This window comes from Agromyces allii (genome assembly GCF_009749385.1).
Lineage (GTDB): Bacteria > Actinomycetota > Actinomycetes > Actinomycetales > Microbacteriaceae > Agromyces > Agromyces allii.
Map to the genome: position 1 here is coordinate 209,409 of NZ_WBIN01000006.1, position 20,247 is coordinate 229,655.

The 20,247-nt window shown below is 70.3% G+C and carries 19 protein-coding genes; 14 read left to right on the forward strand and 5 right to left on the reverse strand.

Annotated features, from left to right (window positions below):
• Window positions 1–36: 36 nt before the first annotated feature.
• Entirely contained in the window at window positions 37–855 is an 819-nt protein-coding gene (locus tag GQR16_RS09130) for a DarT ssDNA thymidine ADP-ribosyltransferase family protein (RefSeq protein ID WP_157414831.1), read from the forward strand.
• On the opposite strand, the gene GQR16_RS09135 is transcribed toward GQR16_RS09130, so the two are convergent.
• Window positions 842–1,507, reverse strand: coding sequence for a GtrA family protein (locus GQR16_RS09135; protein ID WP_246200673.1), 666 nt, complete (start codon window positions 1,505–1,507; stop codon window positions 842–844). The genes GQR16_RS09130 and GQR16_RS09135 overlap by 14 nt on opposite strands.
• Before the next feature lie 22 nt (window positions 1,508–1,529).
• Between GQR16_RS09135 and GQR16_RS09140 the strand changes: the two genes are divergently transcribed.
• From GQR16_RS09140 to GQR16_RS09150, 3 genes are all read left to right on the forward strand, one after another.
• A complete protein-coding gene (locus GQR16_RS09140) occupies window positions 1,530–2,762 on the forward strand; it encodes a 5-(carboxyamino)imidazole ribonucleotide synthase (RefSeq protein ID WP_157414832.1) in 1,233 nt (410 codons plus the stop codon).
• 161 nt (window positions 2,763–2,923) lie between these two features.
• Window positions 2,924–3,391 (forward strand): 5-(carboxyamino)imidazole ribonucleotide mutase, encoded by a 468-nt coding sequence (purE, locus tag GQR16_RS09145; RefSeq protein ID WP_157414958.1) that lies wholly within the window; start codon window positions 2,924–2,926, stop codon window positions 3,389–3,391.
• Between the two features lie 50 nt (window positions 3,392–3,441).
• Complete coding sequence (locus GQR16_RS09150) at window positions 3,442–4,761, forward strand: LCP family protein (RefSeq protein ID WP_246200675.1); 1,320 nt, start codon at window positions 3,442–3,444, stop codon at window positions 4,759–4,761.
• An 85-nt stretch (window positions 4,762–4,846) separates the two neighbouring features.
• On the opposite strand, the gene GQR16_RS09155 is transcribed toward GQR16_RS09150, so the two are convergent.
• Window positions 4,847–5,986 carry a glycosyltransferase gene (locus tag GQR16_RS09155; protein WP_157414834.1) on the reverse strand — a complete coding sequence of 380 codons (1,140 nt, stop codon included), beginning with the start codon at window positions 5,984–5,986 and terminating at the stop codon, window positions 4,847–4,849.
• Window positions 5,987–6,133: 147 nt separating this feature from the next.
• Here GQR16_RS09155 and GQR16_RS09160 point away from each other — a divergent pair, with 147 nt between their 5' ends.
• On the forward strand, window positions 6,134–7,081 hold the full coding sequence (locus GQR16_RS09160) for a glycosyltransferase (protein WP_157414835.1): 948 nt from the start codon (window positions 6,134–6,136) through the stop codon (window positions 7,079–7,081).
• Window positions 7,081–7,920, forward strand: a complete 840-nt coding sequence (locus GQR16_RS09165; protein WP_343032902.1) for a glycosyltransferase — start codon at window positions 7,081–7,083, stop codon at window positions 7,918–7,920. Before GQR16_RS09160 ends, GQR16_RS09165 begins: the two co-directional genes overlap by 1 nt.
• A 79-nt stretch (window positions 7,921–7,999) precedes the next feature.
• Here the strand turns inward: GQR16_RS09165 and rfbD are convergent, their stop codons facing one another.
• Together rfbD and rfbB are read right to left on the reverse strand one after the other, a co-directional pair.
• Window positions 8,000–8,848: a dTDP-4-dehydrorhamnose reductase gene (gene rfbD / locus GQR16_RS09170; RefSeq protein ID WP_157414836.1), complete on the reverse strand. Its 849-nt coding sequence runs from the start codon at window positions 8,846–8,848 to the stop codon at window positions 8,000–8,002.
• A 2-nt stretch (window positions 8,849–8,850) separates the two neighbouring features.
• A complete protein-coding gene (rfbB, locus tag GQR16_RS09175) occupies window positions 8,851–9,846 on the reverse strand; it encodes a dTDP-glucose 4,6-dehydratase (protein ID WP_157414837.1) in 996 nt (331 codons plus the stop codon).
• A gap of 155 nt (window positions 9,847–10,001) precedes the next feature.
• Between rfbB and GQR16_RS09180 the strand changes: the two genes are divergently transcribed.
• The 4 genes from GQR16_RS09180 (at window position 10,002) to GQR16_RS09195 (ending at window position 14,842) form a co-directional block, all read left to right on the forward strand.
• Window positions 10,002–10,610: a dTDP-4-dehydrorhamnose 3,5-epimerase family protein gene (locus GQR16_RS09180; RefSeq protein ID WP_157414838.1), complete on the forward strand. Its 609-nt coding sequence runs from the start codon at window positions 10,002–10,004 to the stop codon at window positions 10,608–10,610.
• Window positions 10,610–11,476 (forward strand): glucose-1-phosphate thymidylyltransferase RfbA, encoded by an 867-nt coding sequence (gene rfbA / locus GQR16_RS09185; protein WP_157414839.1) that lies wholly within the window; start codon window positions 10,610–10,612, stop codon window positions 11,474–11,476. The genes GQR16_RS09180 and rfbA overlap by 1 nt, the downstream gene beginning before the upstream one ends.
• A 173-nt stretch (window positions 11,477–11,649) precedes the next feature.
• Entirely contained in the window at window positions 11,650–12,807 is a 1,158-nt protein-coding gene (gene glf, locus GQR16_RS09190) for a UDP-galactopyranose mutase (RefSeq protein WP_157414840.1), read from the forward strand.
• A 52-nt stretch (window positions 12,808–12,859) separates the two neighbouring features.
• Entirely contained in the window at window positions 12,860–14,842 is a 1,983-nt protein-coding gene (locus tag GQR16_RS09195) for a glycosyltransferase (protein WP_157414841.1), read from the forward strand.
• 116 nt (window positions 14,843–14,958) lie between these two features.
• On the opposite strand, the gene GQR16_RS09200 is transcribed toward GQR16_RS09195, so the two are convergent.
• The gene (locus GQR16_RS09200; protein WP_157414842.1) at window positions 14,959–15,855 is read right to left on the reverse strand and encodes a glycosyltransferase family 2 protein; all 897 of its coding nucleotides are present in this window, start codon (window positions 15,853–15,855) and stop codon (window positions 14,959–14,961) included.
• Window positions 15,856–16,022: 167 nt separating this feature from the next.
• Here GQR16_RS09200 and GQR16_RS09205 point away from each other — a divergent pair, with 167 nt between their 5' ends.
• From GQR16_RS09205 to GQR16_RS09220, 4 genes are read left to right on the forward strand one after another with little or no spacing between them, the layout of a single operon-like run.
• Entirely contained in the window at window positions 16,023–18,017 is a 1,995-nt protein-coding gene (locus tag GQR16_RS09205; protein ID WP_157414843.1) for a DUF6541 family protein, read from the forward strand.
• Between the two features lie 50 nt (window positions 18,018–18,067).
• Entirely contained in the window at window positions 18,068–18,799 is a 732-nt protein-coding gene (locus GQR16_RS09210) for a glycosyltransferase family 2 protein (RefSeq protein ID WP_157414844.1), read from the forward strand.
• A complete protein-coding gene (locus GQR16_RS09215; protein ID WP_157414845.1) occupies window positions 18,796–19,239 on the forward strand; it encodes a DUF2304 domain-containing protein in 444 nt (147 codons plus the stop codon). Before GQR16_RS09210 ends, GQR16_RS09215 begins: the two co-directional genes overlap by 4 nt.
• A complete protein-coding gene (locus tag GQR16_RS09220) occupies window positions 19,236–20,219 on the forward strand; it encodes a glycosyltransferase (protein ID WP_157414846.1) in 984 nt (327 codons plus the stop codon). Before GQR16_RS09215 ends, GQR16_RS09220 begins: the two co-directional genes overlap by 4 nt.
• Window positions 20,220–20,247 lie beyond the last annotated feature (28 nt).

A 20,247-nucleotide genomic window follows, 5' to 3' on the forward strand; every position in this document is an offset into this window, starting at 1 on the left:
CCCGTGGACGAATGCAGGCACGGATTCGAAGCAGGCATGTGCGCCACGTGCTTCCCGCCGCCCGAACCGACGCCGCGCCCCGTGGTCGCACCGGTTCGCGCACCCCGGACGACGACGTCGCTGCGCGGCACGACGACCCGCGCGTCCACCCGGCCGCCCGCACGCGTGCCCGGCACGCGCGCCGCGGCGACGTTCACGCCCATCGACCCGAAGACCGTGCGCATCTACCACGTGACGCACGTCGAGAACCTCGCGTCGATCTTCGGCGCCGGCGCGATCCTCGCCGACACCACGGGGGCGAAGCCCGAGGTCGACCTCTCCGCGCCCGCCGCGCGCGAGTTCCGTCGCTCCGCGCCCGTCGAGGGCACCGACAACGTCGTGGCCGACTACGTGCCGTTCCTGCTCTCGACCGACGCCCACGTCTGGGAGTCGCTTCGCACGGGGTCGCCCGATCCCCGCCTGGCCGACAACGCGACCTCGCGTCCGGCAGCCGACCACGTGCTCTTCGTCACCTCCATCGAGAAGGCCGTCGGCGCACGCACCGAGCAGGTCGGCGCGGTCGCGGTCACCGGCACGGATGTCGCAGCCACCGGTTCGGTCGTCGACTCGGCCTGGCCCGACGTCCTGCGTGCGCTGCAGCGCATCCACCGCGACGACGAGGGCGCCCAGCTCGCATCGGGGGAGTTCCTCGTGCACGACGCCCTGCCGCTCGAGCGCGTGCTGCTCATCGCGGTCGGCAACGACCGTGTGCGCGACCGCGTGCGAGCCGTGCTCGACACCTTCGACCTGCGCACGCGGGTCGCCGTGCACCCGCCCTACTTCCAGCCCGGCGGCGGCGCGGTCAGCGAGGGCTGAGCGCGGCGGGGCCGGGGCCGCCTGCGGCGTCGGGGCCGCCCCCGCCGCGGCCGCCCGCGGCATCCGTTCCGGCACCGGTCGGGGGCTCCTCGAAGAGCGTGCGCTGCGCCTCCTCGACCCGGTCGCGGTTCGAGAGCCCGTCGGCGCGGTGGTGCCCGAACACCCAGTAGCGGTAGAGCACGAAGCGGAACGCCGTGCCGAGCGCGAGCCCGACGACGTTCGTCGCGATGTTGTCGGCCACGAGGCTCGTGTACCCGAGCCAGTGGTGGCTGATCCAGAGGCAGCCGAGCGCGATCGCCATGCCGCCGAGCGAGACCACGACGTACTCGCCGAACTCGCGCAGGTAGTTCTTGCGGCGGTGGTTGCGGAACGTCCAGTACCGGTTGCCGAGCCAGTTGAACACGATCGCCACACTGGTCGAGATGGTCTTCGCGCCGATCGCCGACTGCGCCCAGTGGTCGTCGCCGAACACGCCGATGCGCAGCAGGTTGAAGAGGGCGACGTCGATCACGAGGCCGATCAGGCCGACGACGCCGAACTTCACGAGGTAGGCGAGCAGGCCGTCCCACGCGCGGGCGAGGGCGCTCCGCAGACCTGCGGGCGCGGGGAAGTTCGCGTGGCTGGGCTCGGGGTCGGGCTCGTGGTCGGGCACCGGCACATCCTATGCCGACGGCATGCCGCCTAGACTGGACGGGTGCCGCGCAGACGGCTCCGACGGGGTGTCCGCGACACGCGAACCCCGTGAGCAGAACCCCCTGAACCGAAGGAGCGACCGCGTGCGAGTCGGAGTGATCGGCGGCGGACAGCTCGCCCGGATGATGATCCCCGCGGCCATCGAGCTCGGCGTCGACATCCGCGTGCTCGCCGAGGCCGACGGCATGTCGGCGGCGATCGCGGCCGACCGGGTCGGCGACTACACCGACCTCGAGACGGTGCTCGCGTTCGCGCGCGAGGTCGACGTGGTCACGTTCGACCACGAGCACGTGCCGCAGGATGTGCTGCGCGCGCTCGTCGACGCCGGGGTCGCCGTGCGCCCCGGGCCCGACCCGCTGCGCTTCGCCCAAGACAAGCTGCTCATGCGCGAGCGACTCTCGGAGCTGGGCCTTCCCGTGCCCGACTGGGCCCGCATCGAGACGCCCGCCGAGCTCGACGAGTTCATCGCGGCCCACGGCGGCGCGGCCGTCGTGAAGACCCCCCGCGGTGGCTACGACGGCAAGGGCGTCCGGGTCGTGCGCACCGCGGCCGAGGTCGCCGAGTGGTTCACCGCGGCATCCGAAGACGGTCGTGACGGCGCGCTGCTCGTCGAGGAACTCGTCGACTTCCGTCGCGAGCTCGCCCAGCTGGTCGCCCGCCGCCCGTCGGGCGAGATCGCCGCCTGGCCGCTCGTCGAGACCGTGCAGGTCGGGGGCGTCTGCAGCGAGGTCATCGCGCCCGCCCCGCACTCGGCCGGCAAGATGTCCGACGTCGCCGCCGAGATCGCGTTCGCCGTCGCCGAGGGCCTCGAGGTCACCGGCGTCATGGCCGTCGAGCTCTTCGAGACCACCGACGAGCGCATCCTGGTCAACGAGCTGGCCATGCGCCCGCACAACAGCGGCCACTGGTCGATGGACGGCTCCACCACCGGCCAGTTCGAGCAGCACCTGCGCGCGGTGCTCGACCTGCCGCTCGGCGGCACCGGCACCCACGCCGACTGGTCGGTCATGGTCAACGTGCTCGGCGGGCCCGTCGAGGGCTCGCTCGCCGACCGCTACGTCGCCGCGCTTCAGCAGCACCCCACCGTCAAGCTGCACAACTACGGCAAGGCGCCGCGCCCCGGCCGCAAGGTGGGCCACGTCACGGCGATCGGCGACGACCTCGACGCCGTCGTCTACGAGGCGCGCGCGGCAGCGGCGGCCTTCCAGGACTGAGCGGATGCCGGTGGCCGGCCGGTGAGCGTCGCGTGCGCGTCGTGCGTCTCCCGCCCGTGCGTCGCCTGGCGCCTCGCGTGCGCGCCCTGCGGCGATCTGCCAGCCGGGCACCCTAAGATCGTCGGGTGACTGCAGCAAACTGCCCGCTCGTGGGCGTCGTGATGGGATCCGACTCCGACTGGAACGTGATGCACGAGGCATCCGCCCTGCTCACCGAGTTCGGCATCGCCCACGAGGTCGAGGTGCTCTCGGCCCACCGCACCCCCGAGAAGATGATCGCGTACGGCAAGAGCGCGGCCTCGCGCGGCCTCAAGGTCATCATCGCGGGCGCCGGCGGTGCAGCCCACCTGCCCGGCATGCTCGCCTCCGTCACCACGCTGCCCGTCGTCGGCGTGCCCGTGCCGCTGTCGCGCCTCGACGGCCTCGACTCGCTGCTCTCGATCGTGCAGATGCCCGCCGGCGTGCCCGTCGCCACCGTCTCGATCGGCGGCGCGAAGAACGCCGGCCTGATCGCCGCCAAGATCCTCGCGACCTCCGATGCCGCGCTCACCGAAGCGCTGGCCGCGTACGCCGAGTCGCTCGCCGCGCTCGTCGAGGAGAAGAACGAACGGCTGAAGTCGACGCTATGACGCTCGCCGCAAGTCCGATCCGGTTTCCCGACGCGGCATCCAGACCGGTCATGACGCGTCGCGCGTGGTGGCTCGTCGTGCTGAACTTCCTGGTGCCCGGCTCGGCGCAGGTGCTCGCGGGCGACCGCCGCCTCGGCCGATTCGGCCTCGGGTCGACGCTGACGCTCTGGGCGCTCGCGCTCGTCGCGTTCGTCGTCTGGCTGTTCTGGCCGACCGTGCTCTACACCGTGCTCTCCACGAGCATCACCCTCTGGATCCTCGCCGCGGCCGCGCTGTTCTACGCCGTGCTCTGGGTCGTGCTCACCCTCGACACGCTCCGGCTCGTGCGACTGGTGAAGACGGCGCCCTCCGCCAGGCCCTGGGTCGCGCTCCTCTCGATCGCCGCGCTGGTCGCCGTCTCCGGCACCGCCGCGTACGGCGCGTACTTCGCGACGACGACGAGCGGGTTCATCTCCTCGGTGTTCGTCGCCGGTCCGACCGAGCCCCCGATCGACGGCCGGTACAACATCCTCCTGCTGGGCGGCGACTCCGGGCCCGACCGCGAGGGCATGCGCCCCGACAGCATGAGCCTGGTCAGCATCGACGCCGAGACCGGGCAGGCCGTGACGATCGGGCTTCCGCGCGACTTCGTCGACTTCCCGTTCGACGAGGACTCGCCGCTGTACCAGGTGTACCCCGAGGGGTACGGCTCGATCGACGGCTGCGAGGTCGACGTCTGCCAGCTCAACTCGGTCTACACCGAGGTCGAGCTGAAGTCGCCCGACATGTACCCGAACGCCGTGGCCGAGGGGAGCGAGCCCGGCATCGAGGGCATGCGCGACGCGGTCGAGGGCATCACTGGCCTGACGATCCAGTACTACGTGCTCATCGACATGCAGGGCTTCGAACAGCTCATCGACGCCCTCGGCGGCATCGACATCAACGTCGAGACGCGCATCCCGATCGGCGGCGACGAGGACAACAACGGCGTCGACGGCTGGATCGAGCCCGGGCAGCAGCACCTCAACGGCTACCACGCGCTCTGGTACGGCCGTGCGCGCTACGGCGTCGCCGGCGGCGACTACGAGCGCATGCAGCGCCAGCACAACCTCCAGACGGCGATCCTGCAGCAGTTCACGCCCGCGAACGTGCTCACGCAGTTCCAGGCGATCGCCTCCGCCGGCGCCGACACCGTCAAGACCGACATCCCGCAGTCGATGCTCGGCTACTTCGTGAACCTCGGCATGAAGACCAAGGAGCTGCCGATCATCTCGGTGGCGCTGACGCCCGAGAACGGCGTCGACTCGGCCGAGGATCCCGACTACGAGTACGTGCGCCAGCTCATCGCGCAGGCGCTGATCCCGCCGACCGAGGAGCCCGCCGAAGGGTAGGCGACGGGAGCCGCATCGGCATCGGTGGGCTCCGCCGCTCGCGCTGCGCAGCGTGCGGCGCTTCGGCCGCGCGAACCGGCTCGACTCAGAGGTCGGCGTGCAGCTGCCAGATGCGTTCGGCCGAATCGCGCCAGCTGAACGCCCGGGAGCGATCGCCGGAGGTCACGGCGAGGCGGTCGGCGAGAGACGGGTGTTCGACGACCGACGTCACGGCAGCGGCCAGCCGATCGGCGTACCCGCCCGAACCGACGGTCACCGAGAGGCCGGCCTCGGCCGCCACCTCGAGATGCGTCGACGTGTCGGAGTGGATCACGGGGATGCCCATGGCGAACGCCTCGATGAGGTCGGTCGCCGCGCCGTCCTCGTGGCTCGGGGCGACCACCGCGGTCGCGCCGGAGAGCACGGCGGCCAGGTCGACCGCATCGTCGACCTGCAGCGCCTGCACGCGCCGGGGATCGACGCCGGACTCCTCGGCGACGCTCGCCAGGTGCACCTCGCCCCACGAGTCGGGGCCGAGGACGACGAGCGGGATCTGCGGAACGCCGGGGCGCCCGAGCGCATCGAGCAGGTCGACGAGTCCGGTGCGAGGCTCGAGCGTGCCGGCGGCGACCAGGTACTCGGAGGGCAGCCCCAGGCGCGTACGGCGCAGCGCGGCTTCGGTCGCCTCGACGGAGAGCCCGGTCCGGGGCGCGGTGCCGATCACGCGCACGCGTTCGCCGAAGTCGGCGATGCCCGCCAGCCGCTCGGCGAGCGCATGGGTCGGAACGACCACGGCGTCGGCGTGCTTGAGCGCGCGCTTCAGCATGGCGCGGTGCCACGCGACGGAGGCCGAGGTCAGCGAGTCGGGATGCGTCCACGCGGCGAGGTCCTGGACCGTGACGACGACCTGGTCGCCCGAGACCGATCGGTCGTGCCGCCGCAACGGGGCGAACAGGCTCGGGGCGTGGATCATGCCTCCGCCGGGGGAGGTGGTCAGCCCGAGCTGCCACGCCGCGGTGAGCTCCCGGCGTGCGAGGGAGGTCTTGTAGAGACGCGCGATGCCGGGGAACGCGGCCTCGACGAACTCGTACTCCGTCGGCGGTGACGATGAGACGATGCCCTCGACCTCGCATCCGCTCGGCGCGCTCGTGATCAGGGCCGAGGTGAGAGCCTGCGTGTACCTGCCGAGTGGCCCGGGTACCGGGGCCACGACCTGATCGACGATCATCCGGAGCGTGATGGGCATGCATCTCCTGTCGGTCGGTGCGCGGCAACCCGTTCAATCTACCCGCACCGGCGCTGCGAATCCGACGGGAACCCCTCCCCATGGTCGGCCGCGCACCCCGAGTCAGGGCAAGATGGAATGTCACCCGCACCCCGTCATGAGAGTCAGATGAACGAGTCCCCGCTGCACCCGCGTGTCGTCGCGGTCGTGGTCGCCTACAACCGCCGCGACCTGCTCGTCGAGGTGCTCGACGGCCTCGCCGCACAGCGCACGCCGGTGGCGAAGGTCGTGGTCGTCGACAACGCCTCCACCGACGACACGATCGCGGTCGCGCGTGCTGCCGGCGATCTGGTCGACCTCACGACCCTGCACCGGAACACCGGAGGGGCCGGCGGGTTCGCTGCGGGCATGGCCCTCGCGCTCGAGCGGCACGAACCCGACTGGCTCTGGCTCATGGACGACGACACCGTTCCCACCGAGGGCGCCCTCGCGGCGCTCCTCGCCGCCGTCGACGGCACCGAGATCGTCGCCGCGGGTTCGCGGGTCGTCTGGACCGACGGCACCGAGCATCCCATGAACACCCCGCGCCAGAAGCCGTTCGTCGGCAAGGCCGAGCGTGTCGCCGCAGCCCACTCCGGCGGCATCGCGGTGCGCAGCACCTCCTTCGTCTCCATGCTGGTCCGCGCCGACGTCGTCCGCGAGGTCGGGCTCCCGATCGCCGACTACTTCATCTGGAACGACGACTTCGAGTACTCGACGCGCGTGCTGCGCGGGCGCCGGGGGCTGCACGTCCCGGCATCCGTCGTCGTGCACAAGACGAAGGTGCTCGGTTCCACCGACGCCGACCCCGGGCCGCGCTTCTACTACGAGGTGCGCAACAAGCTGTGGATGTTCCGGCGCTCGCAGAGCCTCTCGCCGTTCGAGAAGGCCGTCTACGGCGCGTCGAGCATCCGCCGCTGGATCCGGACCTTCCTGCGCTCCGACGACCGTGCGGTGCTCCGCGACGGGTGGCGGCGCGGCTACCGCGACGGCACCCGCACCAGGCCGCGGCCGAACGCGATGGCGCTCGCCGGGCTCGGCGACGCGAGCGAGGCCGTTCGCGCGGTGGAGGGCTGATGGCCGAGCCGTTCTCGCTGCTCATGCCCGTCTACCGCGGCGACCACGCAGCGCACTTCGCCAAGGCGTTCGCCTCGAGCGTCGCCCAGCAGACCCTCAAGCCCGCGCAGGTCGTGCTGGTCCAGGACGGCCCTGTGGGCGACGAGCTCGCCGCGGCGATCGAGGCGGCGGTCGCGGCGTCCGACGTCGCCGTGGTGCACCACCGCATCCCCGAGAACGTGGGCCTCTCGCGCGCGCTCACCGAGGGTCTCGCGCTCAGCGAGCACGACATCGTCGCGCGCATGGACGCCGACGACATCTCGCTGCCCGAGCGATTCGCCAAGCAGCTGCCGCTCGTCGAAGACGGACTCGATCTCGTCGGCACGGGCATGTACGAGTTCCTCGACGACGACGGCACCATCGTCGGCAAGCGCGTGCCCCGCTCAGACGCCGACGACATCGCCGCGTACTCGCGCTTCCACGACCCGTTCAGCCACCCGACGGTCGTCTACCGCCGGTCGGCCGTCGACCGCGTCGGCGGCTACCAGCCCATGGGCCTCATGGAGGACTACTGGCTCTTCGCGCGCATGATCGCCGACGGCGCCGCGGTCGGCAACGTGCCCGAACCGCTCGTCATGTACCGCGTGGGCGCGGGCGCCTACGCCAGGCGCGGCGGTCGTGCGCAGTGGCGCAGCGAGCTCGCACTGCAGCGCGCCCTGCGCGACATCCGCTTCACGACCCGCGGCCAGTACCTCCGCAACGTGAGTGTGCGCGGTGTCTACCGGTTCGTGCCCGAGCGCGTGCGCCGCGTCGCCTACCGTCGGTTCATCGCCAACGGCGGTGCGATCGCCGAGCACTGACGTTCGACACCCGCCCCTCCGTCGAGCGTCGGGTGCGGAGACGTCGCCGAACGTCGAGTGCCGTCGAGTCCCTCGAGGTTCAGGATGCCGCGGGCGCGGCGATTCCCGAGGCGGTCAGTGCTGCGCGCCAGTCGCGCATCGGCTCGAGGCCGGCAGCACGCCAGGCGTCGTGGCCGAGCACGCTGAACGCGGGTCGCGGCGCGGGGCGCACGAACTCGGCGCTCGTGGTGGGCTGGATGCGCTCGGGGTCGAGCCCGGCCTCCTCGAGCACCGCGCGCGCGAAGCCGAACCAGCTCGTGCGCCCGGAGTTCGTGCCGTGGTAGATGCCGGCGGGGGCGTCGGCGTCGAGCATCTCGCGGATGCGGGTCGCGAGGTCGAGCGTCCAGGTCGGCTGGCCCACCTGGTCGTCGACGACGGTCCACGTCTCGCGCTGCGCGGCGATGCGGAGCATGGTCGAGGCGAAGTTCGGTCCGTGCTCGCCGTAGAGCCATGCAGTGCGCACGACGTAGGTGCCATCGGGGTGGGCTGCGAGCGCGAGCTGCTCGCCGGCCGCCTTGGTCCGACCGTAGGCGTTGATCGGATCGAGCGGACGGTCCTCGGCATAGGGCTCGGTCGCGAATCCGTCGAAGACGTAGTCCGTGGAGACGGTGACGAGCTTCGCACCGTGTTCGCGTGCAGCCGCCGCGAGGTTCGCGGGGCCCGTCGCGTTGATCGCGTAGGCCTCGTCCTCGTGCGTCTCGGCGTCGTCGACCTTCGTGTACGCCGCGGCGTTGACCACGATGTCGTGGCCGGCCACCGCATCGAGCACCGCCGCGGCATCCGTCACATCGAGATCGGAGCGGCCGAGGGCCGTGACGTCGCGACCCTCGAAGGCGAGCTGGAGGTCGCGACCGAGCATGCCGGCGGCGCCGGTGATGAGGATGCCCACGGCTACTGGCCCTGCGCGAGGTAGCGCGCCTCGGTGGCATCCTTCTGCGGAACCCACCAGTCCTCGTGGTCGCGGTACCAGGCGATGGTGTCGGCCAGGCCGGCGGCGAAGTCGGAGAACGAGGGGGTCCAGCCGAGCTCGGTGCGCAGCTTCGTCGAGTCGATCGCGTATCGGAGGTCGTGGCCTGGGCGGTCGGTGACCAGGTCGTAGGCGTCGGCGGGCTGCCCGAGCTCGGTGAGGATGAGCTCGACGACGTCCTTGTTGTTCTTCTCGCCGTCGGCGCCGATCAGGTAGGTCTCGCCGATGCGGCCGTGCTCGAGGATCGTGAGCACCGCCGACGAGTGGTCGTTCGCGTGGATCCAGTCGCGGACGTTCTCGCCGGTGCCGTAGAGCTTGGGGCGTTCGCCGCGGAGCACGTTCGTGATCTGGCGCGGGATGAACTTCTCGACGTGCTGGTACGGGCCGTAGTTGTTCGAGCAGTTCGAGATCGTCGCCTGCAGCCCGAACGAGCGAACCCAGGCGCGCACCAGCAGGTCGCTGCCGGCCTTCGTCGACGAGTACGGGCTCGACGGGTTGTACGGCGTCTGCTCGGTGAACCGGGCGGGGTCGTCGAGCTCAAGATCGCCGTAGACCTCGTCGGTCGAGATGTGGTGGAAGCGCACGCCGTGCCGACGTGCCGCCTCGATCAGCGTGTACGTGCCGATGATGTTGGTGTCGAGGAACGGGCGCGGGTCGTCGAGGGAGTTGTCGTTGTGGCTCTCGGCCGCGTAGTGCACGACCGCGTCGTGGGCCGGCACGAGCTCGGAGACGAGCGCCGCGTCGGCGATGTCGCCCTGCACGAACGTGAACCGGTCCTCGGGGAGCCCGTCGAGGGACTTGAGGTTGCCAGCGTAGGTGAGCTTGTCGAGGACGGTCACCGAGTGATCGGTGTTCGCCAGCACGTAGTGCACGAAGTTCGAGCCGATGAACCCGGCGCCTCCGGTGACGAGGATCTTCATGGATGCCTTCCCTTGGGCTAGTTCCTGGTGATCGAGGGCGCGACTGCGCAAGCCCGCTGCCTGCGAGAGTCTAGCCCGAGCCACCGCGCGTCGGCTCGGGCGGTGCGCCGACATCGCCGAAGAGCCGCGGCGCGCCCGCTTGGTAGACTCCTGCGGTGCAGATCCGTGAACTGAAGATCCCCGACAGCTATGAGATCACCCCGAAGCAGTTCGGCGACGACCGTGGCGTGTTCCTCGAGTGGTTCAGGGCCGATCATCTCGAGCAGGCCATCGGCCGCCGGTTCCCGATCGCCCAGTCGAACACCTCCGTCTCCAAGCGCGGCGTCGTGCGCGGCATCCACTTCGCCGACATCGCCCCGAGCCAGGCGAAGTACGTCACCGCCACGCGCGGTGCCGTGCTCGACTTCGTCATCGACATCCGGGTCGGTTCGCCGACCTACGGCCAGTGGGACTCGGTGCTGCTCGACGACGTCGACCGTCGCGCGATCTTCATCTCGGAGGGCCTCGGCCACTGCTTCGTCGCCCTGAGCGACGACGCCACCGTGAGCTACCTCGTGAGCGCGCCGTTCAATGCGGAGCGAGAGCACGGCATCAACCCGCTCGACCCGGCGATCGCGCTGGAGTTCCCGGCCGAGGCCGGCACCCCGCTGCTCTCGCCGAAAGACGAGGTCGCCCCCGGCCTCGAAGAAGCCGCCGCCGCGGGCCTGCTGCCCACCTGGGAGCAGGCGAAGGCGTTCTACGCGACGCTCGGCGGAGCCAGCTGATGCGCGGCATCATCCTCGCGGGCGGTTCGGGCACCCGCTTGTGGCCGATCACGAAGGGCATCTCCAAGCAGTTGATGCCCATCTACGACAAGCCGATGATCTACTACCCGCTGTCGACGCTGATGATGGCCGGCATCAACGAAGTGCTCATCATCACGACCCCCGAGTACTCCGACCAGTTCCAGGCGCTGCTCGGCGATGGCTCGAACCTCGGCATGCGGCTCGACTACGCGGTGCAGCCCTCGCCCGACGGCCTCGCGCAGGCGTTCATCATCGGCGAGGAGTTCATCGACGACGAGTCCGTCGCCCTGGTGCTCGGCGACAACATCTTCCACGGCGCGGGCCTCGGCACCGCGCTGCGCGGCAACACCGACATCGACGGCGCGCTGATCTTCGCGTACCACGTGAGCAATCCCCGCGCCTACGGCGTCGTGGAGTTCGACGACGAGTTCCGCGCGGTCTCCATCGAGGAGAAGCCCGAGCACCCCAAGAGCAACTACGCCGTGCCCGGCCTCTACTTCTACGACAACTCCGTGGTCGAGATCGCCAAGCACGTCGAGCCGAGCGCGCGCGGCGAGCTCGAGATCAGCACGGTCAACGAGCGCTACCTCGAGAGCGGGCGTCTGCAGGTGCAGGTGCTCGATCGGGGCACCGCCTGGCTCGACACCGGCACCTTCGAGTCGATGATGCAGGCGAGCGACTACGTCCGGGTCATCGAGGAGCGCCAGGGATTCAAGATCGGCTGCATCGAGGAGATCGCCTGGCGCGCCGGATGGATCGACGACGCGCAGCTCGCCGAGCTCGCCGCGCCGCTCGTGAAGAGCGGCTACGGCACGTACCTCACCCGGCTGCTCGCCGAGCGCTGAGCACCGCGCCGTGCGGTGCGGTGCGGTGTCCGGGAGCGCAGCCCGGCAGTGCAGCCGCACGGCAGTGCGGCTCCGCCTGCGACTCGCGCGTGCAGACTGCGCGAGAGGCGTCCGGGTACAATCGGGGGTCGGCCGCGCCCCGCGCGGCCGCAGTGAATGAACAAGGAGAAACCGTGACGACTGATGTCGATCTCGTAGTGGTCGGGTCGGGCTTCTTCGGCCTGACCGTCGCCGAGCGGTGCGCCGCAGAACTGGGCAAGCGCGTGCTGGTCATCGACCGCCGCGACCACATCGGCGGCAACGCGTACAGCGAGGCCGACCCCGAGACGGGCATCGAGGTGCACCGTTACGGAGCCCACCTCTTCCACACCTCGAACCCGACGGTGTGGGAGTACGTCAACCGGTTCACCGCGTTCACCGAGTACGTGCACAAGGTCTACACGACGCACCGAGGCGAGGTGTTCCCGCTGCCGATCAACCTCGGCACGATCAACCAGTTCTTCCGCTCGGCGCACGGCCCAGCCGCGGCGCGCGAGCTCGTCGCCTCCCAGGCCGCCGAGGTCGACTCGGCCGAGGTCGCGAACCTCGAGGAGAAGGCCGTCTCGCTCATCGGGCGCCCGCTCTACGAGGCGTTCATCCGCGACTACACCGCGAAGCAGTGGCAGACCCCGCCGAGCGAGCTGCCGGCCGAGATCATCTCGCGCCTTCCCGTGCGCTACACGTACGACAACCGCTACTTCAACGACGACCACGAGGGTCTGCCGGTCGACGGCTACACGGCGTGGATCGAGCGCATGGCCGACCACCCGCTCATCGAGGTGCGCCTGTCGACCGACTTCTTCGACGAGTCGCAGCCGATCAACAAGCAGGCGCTCGTCGGCAAGGTGCCGATCGTCTACACCGGCCCGGTCGACCGCTACTTCGACTACGCCGAGGGCGAGCTCGCATGGCGCACGCTCGACTTCGAGCGCGAGGTGCTGCCGATCGGCGACTACCAGGGCACATCGGTGATGAACTACGCCGATTCCGAGACGCCGTACACGCGCATCCACGAGTTCCGCCACTTCCACCCCGAGCGGGAGCACCCGGCCGACAAGACGATCATCATGCGCGAGTACTCGCGCTTCGCCGAGCGCGACGACGAGCCGTACTACCCGGTCAACACCCCGAGCGACCGCGAGAAGCTGCTGGCCTACCGCGAGCTGGCGAAGGGCGAGTCCGACGTGTACTTCGGCGGACGCCTCGGCACGTACCAGTACCTCGACATGCACATGGCGATCGGCTCCGCGCTCTCCATGTACGAGAACAAGCTGAAGCCGGCCTTCGGCTGAGCTGCCGAGCGCCCGAGCACTCGCACGCCGCATCCCGACCTCGAAGGAAACCATGAGCATCGATCCCCTCGTCCTGCAACGAGTGATCTTTCCGGAGCACGGCGACCCGCAGGCGCTCCCGCTCTACCTCGACGCCGAGACGTGGTCGTGGTCCTACTCGGGCGACAACGACGACGACCTGCTCGCCAAGGCGCGCGGCCTCTTCATCGAAGGACACGACCGGCGCCCGTCGCGGGTCACGAGCCGCAACGGACTGAGCTGGCTGAGCGGGCGACGCGGGCTGCGGCTCCCGGCATCCGAGACGGTGTCGTTCGCGGCGTACTTCAACGCGTTCCCCGCGAGCTACTGGAACGCGTGGACCTCGCTGACCGGCACCCGCCTCCGCGTGCAGACCGAGGGCCCCGGCCGCGTCGTCGTGTTCCGCTCGAACGCCCGCGGCGTGATCCAGCGCGTCGACGGCATCGAGGTCGCGGGCACCACCACGAGCGAGTTCGTGCTCCCGTTCAACTCCTTCCTCGACGGAGGCTGGCTCTGGTTCGACCTCATCGCGGGCGACGAGCAGCTCTCGCTCGTGCAGGCCGACTGGCTCGCGCTCGACGGCGAGGGTCCGGTCACCGACGGGTCGGCGACGGTCTCGATCACGACGCTGAACCGCGGTGCGTACTGCACGAAGCTCATCGCCGAGATCGGCGGCGACGATGACGCGATGCGCTACATCGACCGCGTGCTCGTGGTCGACCAGGGCAGCGAGAGGATCGTCGAGAACGAGGGCTTCGCCCTCGCCTCCGAGCGGCTCGGCGACCGCCTGACGGTCATCGAGCAGGCCAACGTCGGCGGTTCGGGCGGGTTCTCGAGGGGCATGCTCGAGACCAGCGAGGCCGGCGAGTCCGACTACATCATCCTGCTCGACGACGACGTCGAGATCGAGCCCGAGAGCCTGCGTCGGGCCGTGCTGTTCGCGAACCACTGCACGAAGCCCACCATCGTGGGCGGGCACATGTTCGACATGTACGACAAGTCGAAGCTGCACGCGTTCGCCGAGGGCATCCACTGGGGTCCGTTCATGTGGGGGCCGTTCACGCCCTCCCGTCATGACCTGGCGGAGTCGAACCTGCGGCAGACCAACTGGCTGCATCGTCGATTCGACGTCGACTACAACGGCTGGTGGATGTCGTTGATCCCGATCTCGATCGTCGAGGAGATCGGTCTTTCGCTGCCCGTGTTCATCAAGTGGGACGACGCCGAGTACGCCCTGCGCGCCCGGGCCAACGGCCACTCGACGGTGAGCCTGCCTGGCGCCGCAGTCTGGCACGTCTCGTGGGTCGACAAGGACGACTCCCACGACTGGCAGGCGTTCTTCCACGCCCGCAACCGGCTCGTCGCCGCCCTGCTGCACTCGCCGATGGCGAAGGGCGGCAAGCTCTGGCGTGCGAACCTCGCGATCGACATCAAGAACCTCTTCACGATGGACTACTACACGGTCGCGATGCGGCACGCGGCGATCCGCAACGTGTTCGAGGGGCCGGCGCAGCTGCACGCCGACATGCTCGATCGGTTGCCGAGGGTGCGGGCGCTGGGCGCCGGGTTCCCCGAGTCCAAACTCCTGCGCGACACGGCCGAGATGCCGAAGTTCGCGGCGCGCGACGTGCCCGAGATCGCGACCGGCCGACCGAACCCGGGGCCTCGCGGCATCCGCTTCGTGTCGTGGTTGGCGAAGACCGTCTGGCGTCACACGACGCGCCGCCCTCGACCCGACGCCGCGCTCCACCCCGAAGCCCACCTGCCGTATCAGGACGCCCGCTGGTTCGAGGTCAGCAAGTACGACAGCGTGCTCATCAGCAACGCCGAGGGGTCCGGTGCGACCTGGCACATCCGCAACCCCCGCCACTTCCGCAAGATGGCGCTCGACGCGGTGCGGCTGAACCTGCGCACGCGTCGCGAGTGGGACGCCCTGTCCAAGCAGTACCGCGAGCAGCTGCCGGCGATCACGTCGGCCGAGACCTGGTCGCGCTCGCTCCGCGGTGACGTCGGCTGACCCGACCGACCTCGATCACGGCCCGGGCCGGTCGTCCTTCTGAAGGGCGACCGGCCCGATCCGGTTCCGGATGCCGCGGGCGGCCGTTCGCGGATCGACCAGAGCCCGGTGCCCGGTCAGTCGGCCTTCGTGCCGCCGAACGCGTGGCGGGCGAGCGAGCGAAACCCCTTGGCGTCCTTTGCGAGCACGGCCTTCGGGAGGTCGGCCGCGGCGTGGAGGCGAGAGGTGAGGTGCAGGCGCGCAGCACGTGCGGCGTGATTCCAGCCGAGCGCCGAGAGATCGCGCGCGGCCTCGCCGAACACCACGCGCTCCTGTGCGAACTTGGATCCGTCGGGCGCGGTCACGGCCGAGACGCTCTCGGAGTGACGGCGGTACTGGAACACCACGTCGTCATCGACGACGAGCGATCCGCCGTCCTTCGCGAGTTCGAGGAGCATCGCGAGGTCCTGCACGACGTCGAGGTCGGTGCGGAACTCGTGCTTGCGGAGGCGCTCGACGTTCCAGGCGAGCGAAGGGAAGTAGGTCCAGTTGCCACGCAGTAGGCTCTTGGCCATCGTCTCGCCCTCGATGACCCGGATGCCGGAGCCTCGCGGCTCGTACATCGCCTTGACGCGGTCGGCGAGGGGGCGGTGCAGCGCACCGTCGGAGTCGATGACCTCGACCCCGGGCTGGATCACGGCCGCACTCGGGAACCGGGCGGCGAGCGAGTTCACACGGGCGACGTAGCCGGGCAGCATGATGTCGTCGCAGCCCATGATCACCGCAAACGGGTTCTGCATGAGCCCGACGCACTTGCGGTAGTTGCGGCTCGGGCGCAGGTTCACCTCGTTGCGGAGGTAGGTGACGCGCGGGTCGTCGATCGCGGAGGCCCATTCGCCGGCGCTGAGGTCGGGGTAGACGTCGTCGACGATGACGAGTCGCCAGTCGGGATCGGTCTGCGCCAGCACGCTCTGGACCGCGAGCTTGAAGTGGTCGATGCGACCGTAGAACGGCATCATGATGTCGAGAGTCACCCGTCAATCGTCCCATGGCCCGGCAGGCGTCCCGACCGCGCACCGAGGCCTGCGCAGCGGCATCCGGACGTCGACGGTCGCGTGGAGGCGAGGCTCACGGGGCTGACGGTATCCTTGAACACCGACGCCGCCGATCTCCGGAAGCGTGTGAAGGGATGCGACCTGAGATGACGTGGCTCGATCTTGCGTGGGCGTCGACCGTCGCTGCGGCGATCGTGGTGCTCCCCGGATTGCTCCTCGCCCGAGCGGTCGGGCTCCGCGGCGTGTGGATGTGGGGGCTCTCCGCACCGTTCTCGGTGACGGCTATCGCCTTGGCCGCACTCGTCGCGCCGTTCATCGGGCTCACCTGGTCGTGGATCCCCGCCGTGCTGTTCACGGTGGTGCTCGCCGCGGCGCTCTGGGGTGCGCGGTGGCTGACGGTGACCCGCCGAGCCCGTGCGGTCGACGCCTCCGCCGATGCCGCGGCATCCGGATCGGTGACCGCAGGCGCGCGCACCGCCGGCTCGTGGGCCTTCGCCGTCGGCGTGCTGCTCGCTGCCGCCATGATCGCGGTCAGGTCGGTGCAGATCATCGGCGAACCCGGAGGCATCTCCCAGACCTTCGACAACATCTACCACCTGAACGCGGTGCGCTTTATCCTCGACACCGGCAGCGGTTCGCCGCTCGATGTCGGTGCGATGACCTCGGCGGGGCTCTGGTTCTATCCCGTCGGCTGGCACGATGTCGCGACCCTCGTGGTGCAGTTGACCGGGGTCACGATCCCGGTCGCGGTGAACACCACGTGGATCGTCTTCTCGGCGGTCGCCTGGCCGCTCGGCATCGTCCTGCTCGCGCGGGTGCTCGGCGGTTCGAAGCCGGCCGTCGCCATCAGCGCGGGTCTCGCCGCCGCTTCGATCCCGGCGTTCCCGTACCTCCTCGTCGACTACGGCGTGCTCTACCCCTACCAGGCGGGAGTCGCGCTCGTGCCGGCGGCGGTCGCCGCGACGGTCGCCCTCTTCCGGCTCGGGCGCGACTCGACCGGCCTCGATCCCGTGTGGTCGGCGGTCGCGCTCGCCGGTGCGCTCCCCGCTCTCGCGCTCACGCACCCCGGCGCGTTCATGGCCTGGCTGGCGTTCTCGCTGCCGATCGCCGTGATCGCGCTGATCCGCCTGCTCAGGTCGGGCGCCGCCGCGCGCAGCAGGATCATCGCCGTCGCCGGCTTCGCCGCCTATCTGCTGATCGGGTTCGTCGCGATCCGAGTGCTGCGGCCCCCGCTCGAGGCGACCCTCTGGCCGGCGATCGGACTCGCCGGGCAGGCCCTCGGCGAGGTCATCACGGTCTCGATGTACCACACGCCGATCGCCGAGGTCGTCGCGATCGCGATGATCACGGGCGTCGTGTTCGCCGCGATCCGCCGACGCTCGGCCGACTGGATCGCGATGTCGCTGCTCGCGGTCGCCGGCACGCTGTACATCATCGTCGCCGGCGTCTCGAGCGCCACGATCCGCAACCTCATCACGGCGTCCTGGTACAACAACACGCCCCGCCTCGCGGCGCTGGTCGTCATCGCCGTGGTTCCGCTCGCGGCGATCGGCGTCGCGGGCCTCTGGCAGAAGCTCACCGAGTCCCGCGTCTACGACCGCCTCGTCGCGAGCCGCGGCCGGGTGCTGCGCGTCGTCGTCGCCGCGCTGGCGATCGTGCTGCTCGGTCTCTCGATGCAGGGCCGCAGCATTGCGGGTGCCGTCGACGGTGCGAGCAAGTCCTACCGCATCACGCCGAAGTCGGCGCTCATCAGCTCCGACGAGCTCAGGCTGCTCGAAGAGCTGCCCGCCCTCGTACCGGAGGATGTCGCGATCGCCGGAAGCCCGTGGACGGGCGCCGGACTCGCGTACGCCATCAGCGACCGGCGCGTGCTCATGCCGCACACGCTCATGGACATCTCCGACGACATCGAGATCATCAACGACGAACTCGACGAGGCCGATGCCGGCGCAGCCCTCTGCGCAGCGCTCGACGCCGAGAACGTCGGGTTCGTGCTCGACTTCGGCTCGCGCGAGGTACACGGCGGCGAGCACGTCTTCACGGGCTTCGACGACCTCGCGACCTCCGACTCGGTGCGACTCGTGCGAGAGATCGGCGATGCCCGCCTGTACGAGATCACGGCGTGCGGAGGACTCGAATGACCGGCAGTGCACAGGATGAGCCGGGCGCCGTTGATATGCTCGACCCCATCATGATTGACTCGCTCGGGCGTGTACTGGTCATCGTCCCGGCGTGGAACGAGCAGGCCAACGTCGGCAACACCGTGCGCGAGATCCTCGACCGCACCACCGGCCTCGACGTCGTCGTCATCGACGACGGATCGACTGATCGCACCGCCGCAGTTGCACGCGAGGCCGGCGCGACCGTGATCGCGCTGCCGTTCAACCTCGGTGTCGGCGGTGCCATGCGCGCCGGCTTCACCTACGCGCAGCGGCACGACTACGACGCGGCGATCCAGGTCGACGCCGACGGGCAGCACGATCCCGCCGAGATCGGCCGCGTGCTCGACGGACTCCGCGAGTCGGACATCTCGATCGGCGCCAGGTTCGCCGACAAGGGCGACTACTCGGTCAAGGGCCCGCGGCGCTGGGCGATGCTCTTCCTCGCCGGCGTGATGTCGAGGGTCGCGGGCACGCGACTCACCGACGTGACCTCGGGATTCCGAGCGGCCAACCGTCGAGCCATCGATCAGTACGTGCGCTACTACCCGGCCGAGTACCTCGGCGACACGCTCGACTCGCTCGTCGCCGCGGTGCACTCCGGGCTCTCGGTCACCCAGGTCCCGGTCGCGATGCGCCAGCGCATGCACGGCAACCCGAGCCAGAACCCCATCGGGGCGAGCATCTACCTGTTCCGGTCGATCTTCGCGCTGGGCCTCGCGCTGATGCGACCCGGCAAGACCACGGGAGGTCAGACCGCGTGATCGTCTTCTTGGGCATCGCCCTCGCGCTCGTCCTCGTGAGCATCGTCGTGTACATGCTCCTCACCCGCAAGCTGCGCGAGAAGTACGCGTTCTTCTGGATCGTGATCGGCCTCGTCGTGCTCGTGCTCGGCATCTTCCCGCAGCTGCTCGAGGGCCTCACCCTCGCGCTCGGGGTCCAGGTGCCGTCGAACCTGCTCTTCTCCCTGGCGATCGTGCTGCTGCTCGGCGTGAGCCTGCACCTGTCGTGGGAGATCTCGCAGGCCGAAGACGAGATCCGGCGCGTCGCCGAAGAGACGGCGCTGCTGAACACCGAGGTCGAGCGGCTCTCGGCCCGCCTCGATGCCCTCGAGGGCGCCGGGCGCGCAGAACGCGTCGAGCTTCCGTCGTCCGACGAGGTTGCGGAGGGCTCGCGAGGGCGTGACGAGGACCGATCCCGGTGATCGGCTCGCCGCGCGACGCCGGCATCCACGTGGTGATCTCGGCGTTCCGGCCCGAACCAGACCTGCTCGCCGGCATCGCGGAGCTGCACGGGAACGTCGACTCGGTGATCGTCGTCGACGACGGCAGCGGCAGTTCGGCCGATGACGTGCTCGCCACGATCGAAGCGGCCGGTGCGACCGTGCTGCGGTTGCCCGAGAACTCCGGAATCGCCGCGGCCCTGAACGCGGGCATCGAGCACGCCCGCTCGCTCGGCGCCGGCCACGTGCTCACGCTCGATCAGGATTCGCGCCTGCCCGCGGCATCCGTCGCCGAACTGCTCGCGGCCCTCGAACAGGCGACCGAACGCGGCCACGCCGCGGCGTTCGCGGTGCCCGAGATGTTCGCCTCGGTGAGCCAGGTCGCCTCCCGGGCCGAGGACGGCACCCTGCTCACGCGCCACTCGATCCAGTCGGGCATGCTCGTGCCCGTGACGACCTTCGAGGCCGTCGGAACCCTGCGCGCAGACCTGTTCATCGACCTCGTCGACACCGAGTTCGAACTGCGCTGCACGTCGGCCGGCCTCGTCGGCGTCGCCGCACCCGGCGTTCGGCTGCCGCACTCGCTCGGCGCCGCCTACGAGCGGCCCACCTGGTTGCGGCTCGTCACCTTCGGGCTCGGGCCGAAGGACGTCACGCTCAGCACGCCGTTCCGGTACTACTACCGCGTGCGCAACCGCATCGTCGTGAACCGCGAGTTCCGCCGCACGCAGCGGGCCTGGATCGCGCGGGACACGCTCGTCGAGGTGCTGCACTTCGTCGTCGCGGCGACCCTCGCGCGCCCGCGACGCGCGCTCTGGCGGCTCTACCGCGCGGCCATCTCCGACGCGCGCGCCGGACGCATGGGCCGCGCCTCGGAGGCCTCGATGCAGGATGCCGCGGGCATCCGCTGGGCGACGCCCCGGGTGCAGCGGCTCGACGACGCCCCGCTCGTCGAGGGCTGACCGCCGCACCGACCACGACCGGTCGGGG

Bases quoted from the DNA above. Each gene is read 5' to 3' on its own strand.
- rfbA (WP_157414839.1), top strand. From the start codon at position 10,610: ATGCGCGGCATCATCCTCGCGGGCGGTTCGGGCACCCGCTTGTGGCCG.
- purE (WP_157414958.1), top strand. From the start codon at position 2,924: ATGGGATCCGACTCCGACTGGAACGTGATGCACGAGGCATCCGCCCTG.
- GQR16_RS09205 (WP_157414843.1), top strand. From the start codon at position 16,023: ATGACGTGGCTCGATCTTGCGTGGGCGTCGACCGTCGCTGCGGCGATC.
- GQR16_RS09210 (WP_157414844.1), top strand. From the start codon at position 18,068: ATGATTGACTCGCTCGGGCGTGTACTGGTCATCGTCCCGGCGTGGAAC.
- GQR16_RS09140 (WP_157414832.1), top strand. From the start codon at position 1,530: ATGCCGCCTAGACTGGACGGGTGCCGCGCAGACGGCTCCGACGGGGTG.
- GQR16_RS09165 (WP_343032902.1), top strand. From the start codon at position 7,081: ATGGCCGAGCCGTTCTCGCTGCTCATGCCCGTCTACCGCGGCGACCAC.
- GQR16_RS09130 (WP_157414831.1), top strand. From the start codon at position 37: ATGTGCGCCACGTGCTTCCCGCCGCCCGAACCGACGCCGCGCCCCGTG.
- GQR16_RS09150 (WP_246200675.1), top strand. From the start codon at position 3,442: ATGACGCGTCGCGCGTGGTGGCTCGTCGTGCTGAACTTCCTGGTGCCC.
- rfbB (WP_157414837.1), bottom strand. From the start codon at position 9,846: ATGAAGATCCTCGTCACCGGAGGCGCCGGGTTCATCGGCTCGAACTTC.
- GQR16_RS09195 (WP_157414841.1), top strand. From the start codon at position 12,860: ATGAGCATCGATCCCCTCGTCCTGCAACGAGTGATCTTTCCGGAGCAC.
- GQR16_RS09160 (WP_157414835.1), top strand. From the start codon at position 6,134: ATGAACGAGTCCCCGCTGCACCCGCGTGTCGTCGCGGTCGTGGTCGCC.
- GQR16_RS09155 (WP_157414834.1), bottom strand. From the start codon at position 5,986: ATGCCCATCACGCTCCGGATGATCGTCGATCAGGTCGTGGCCCCGGTA.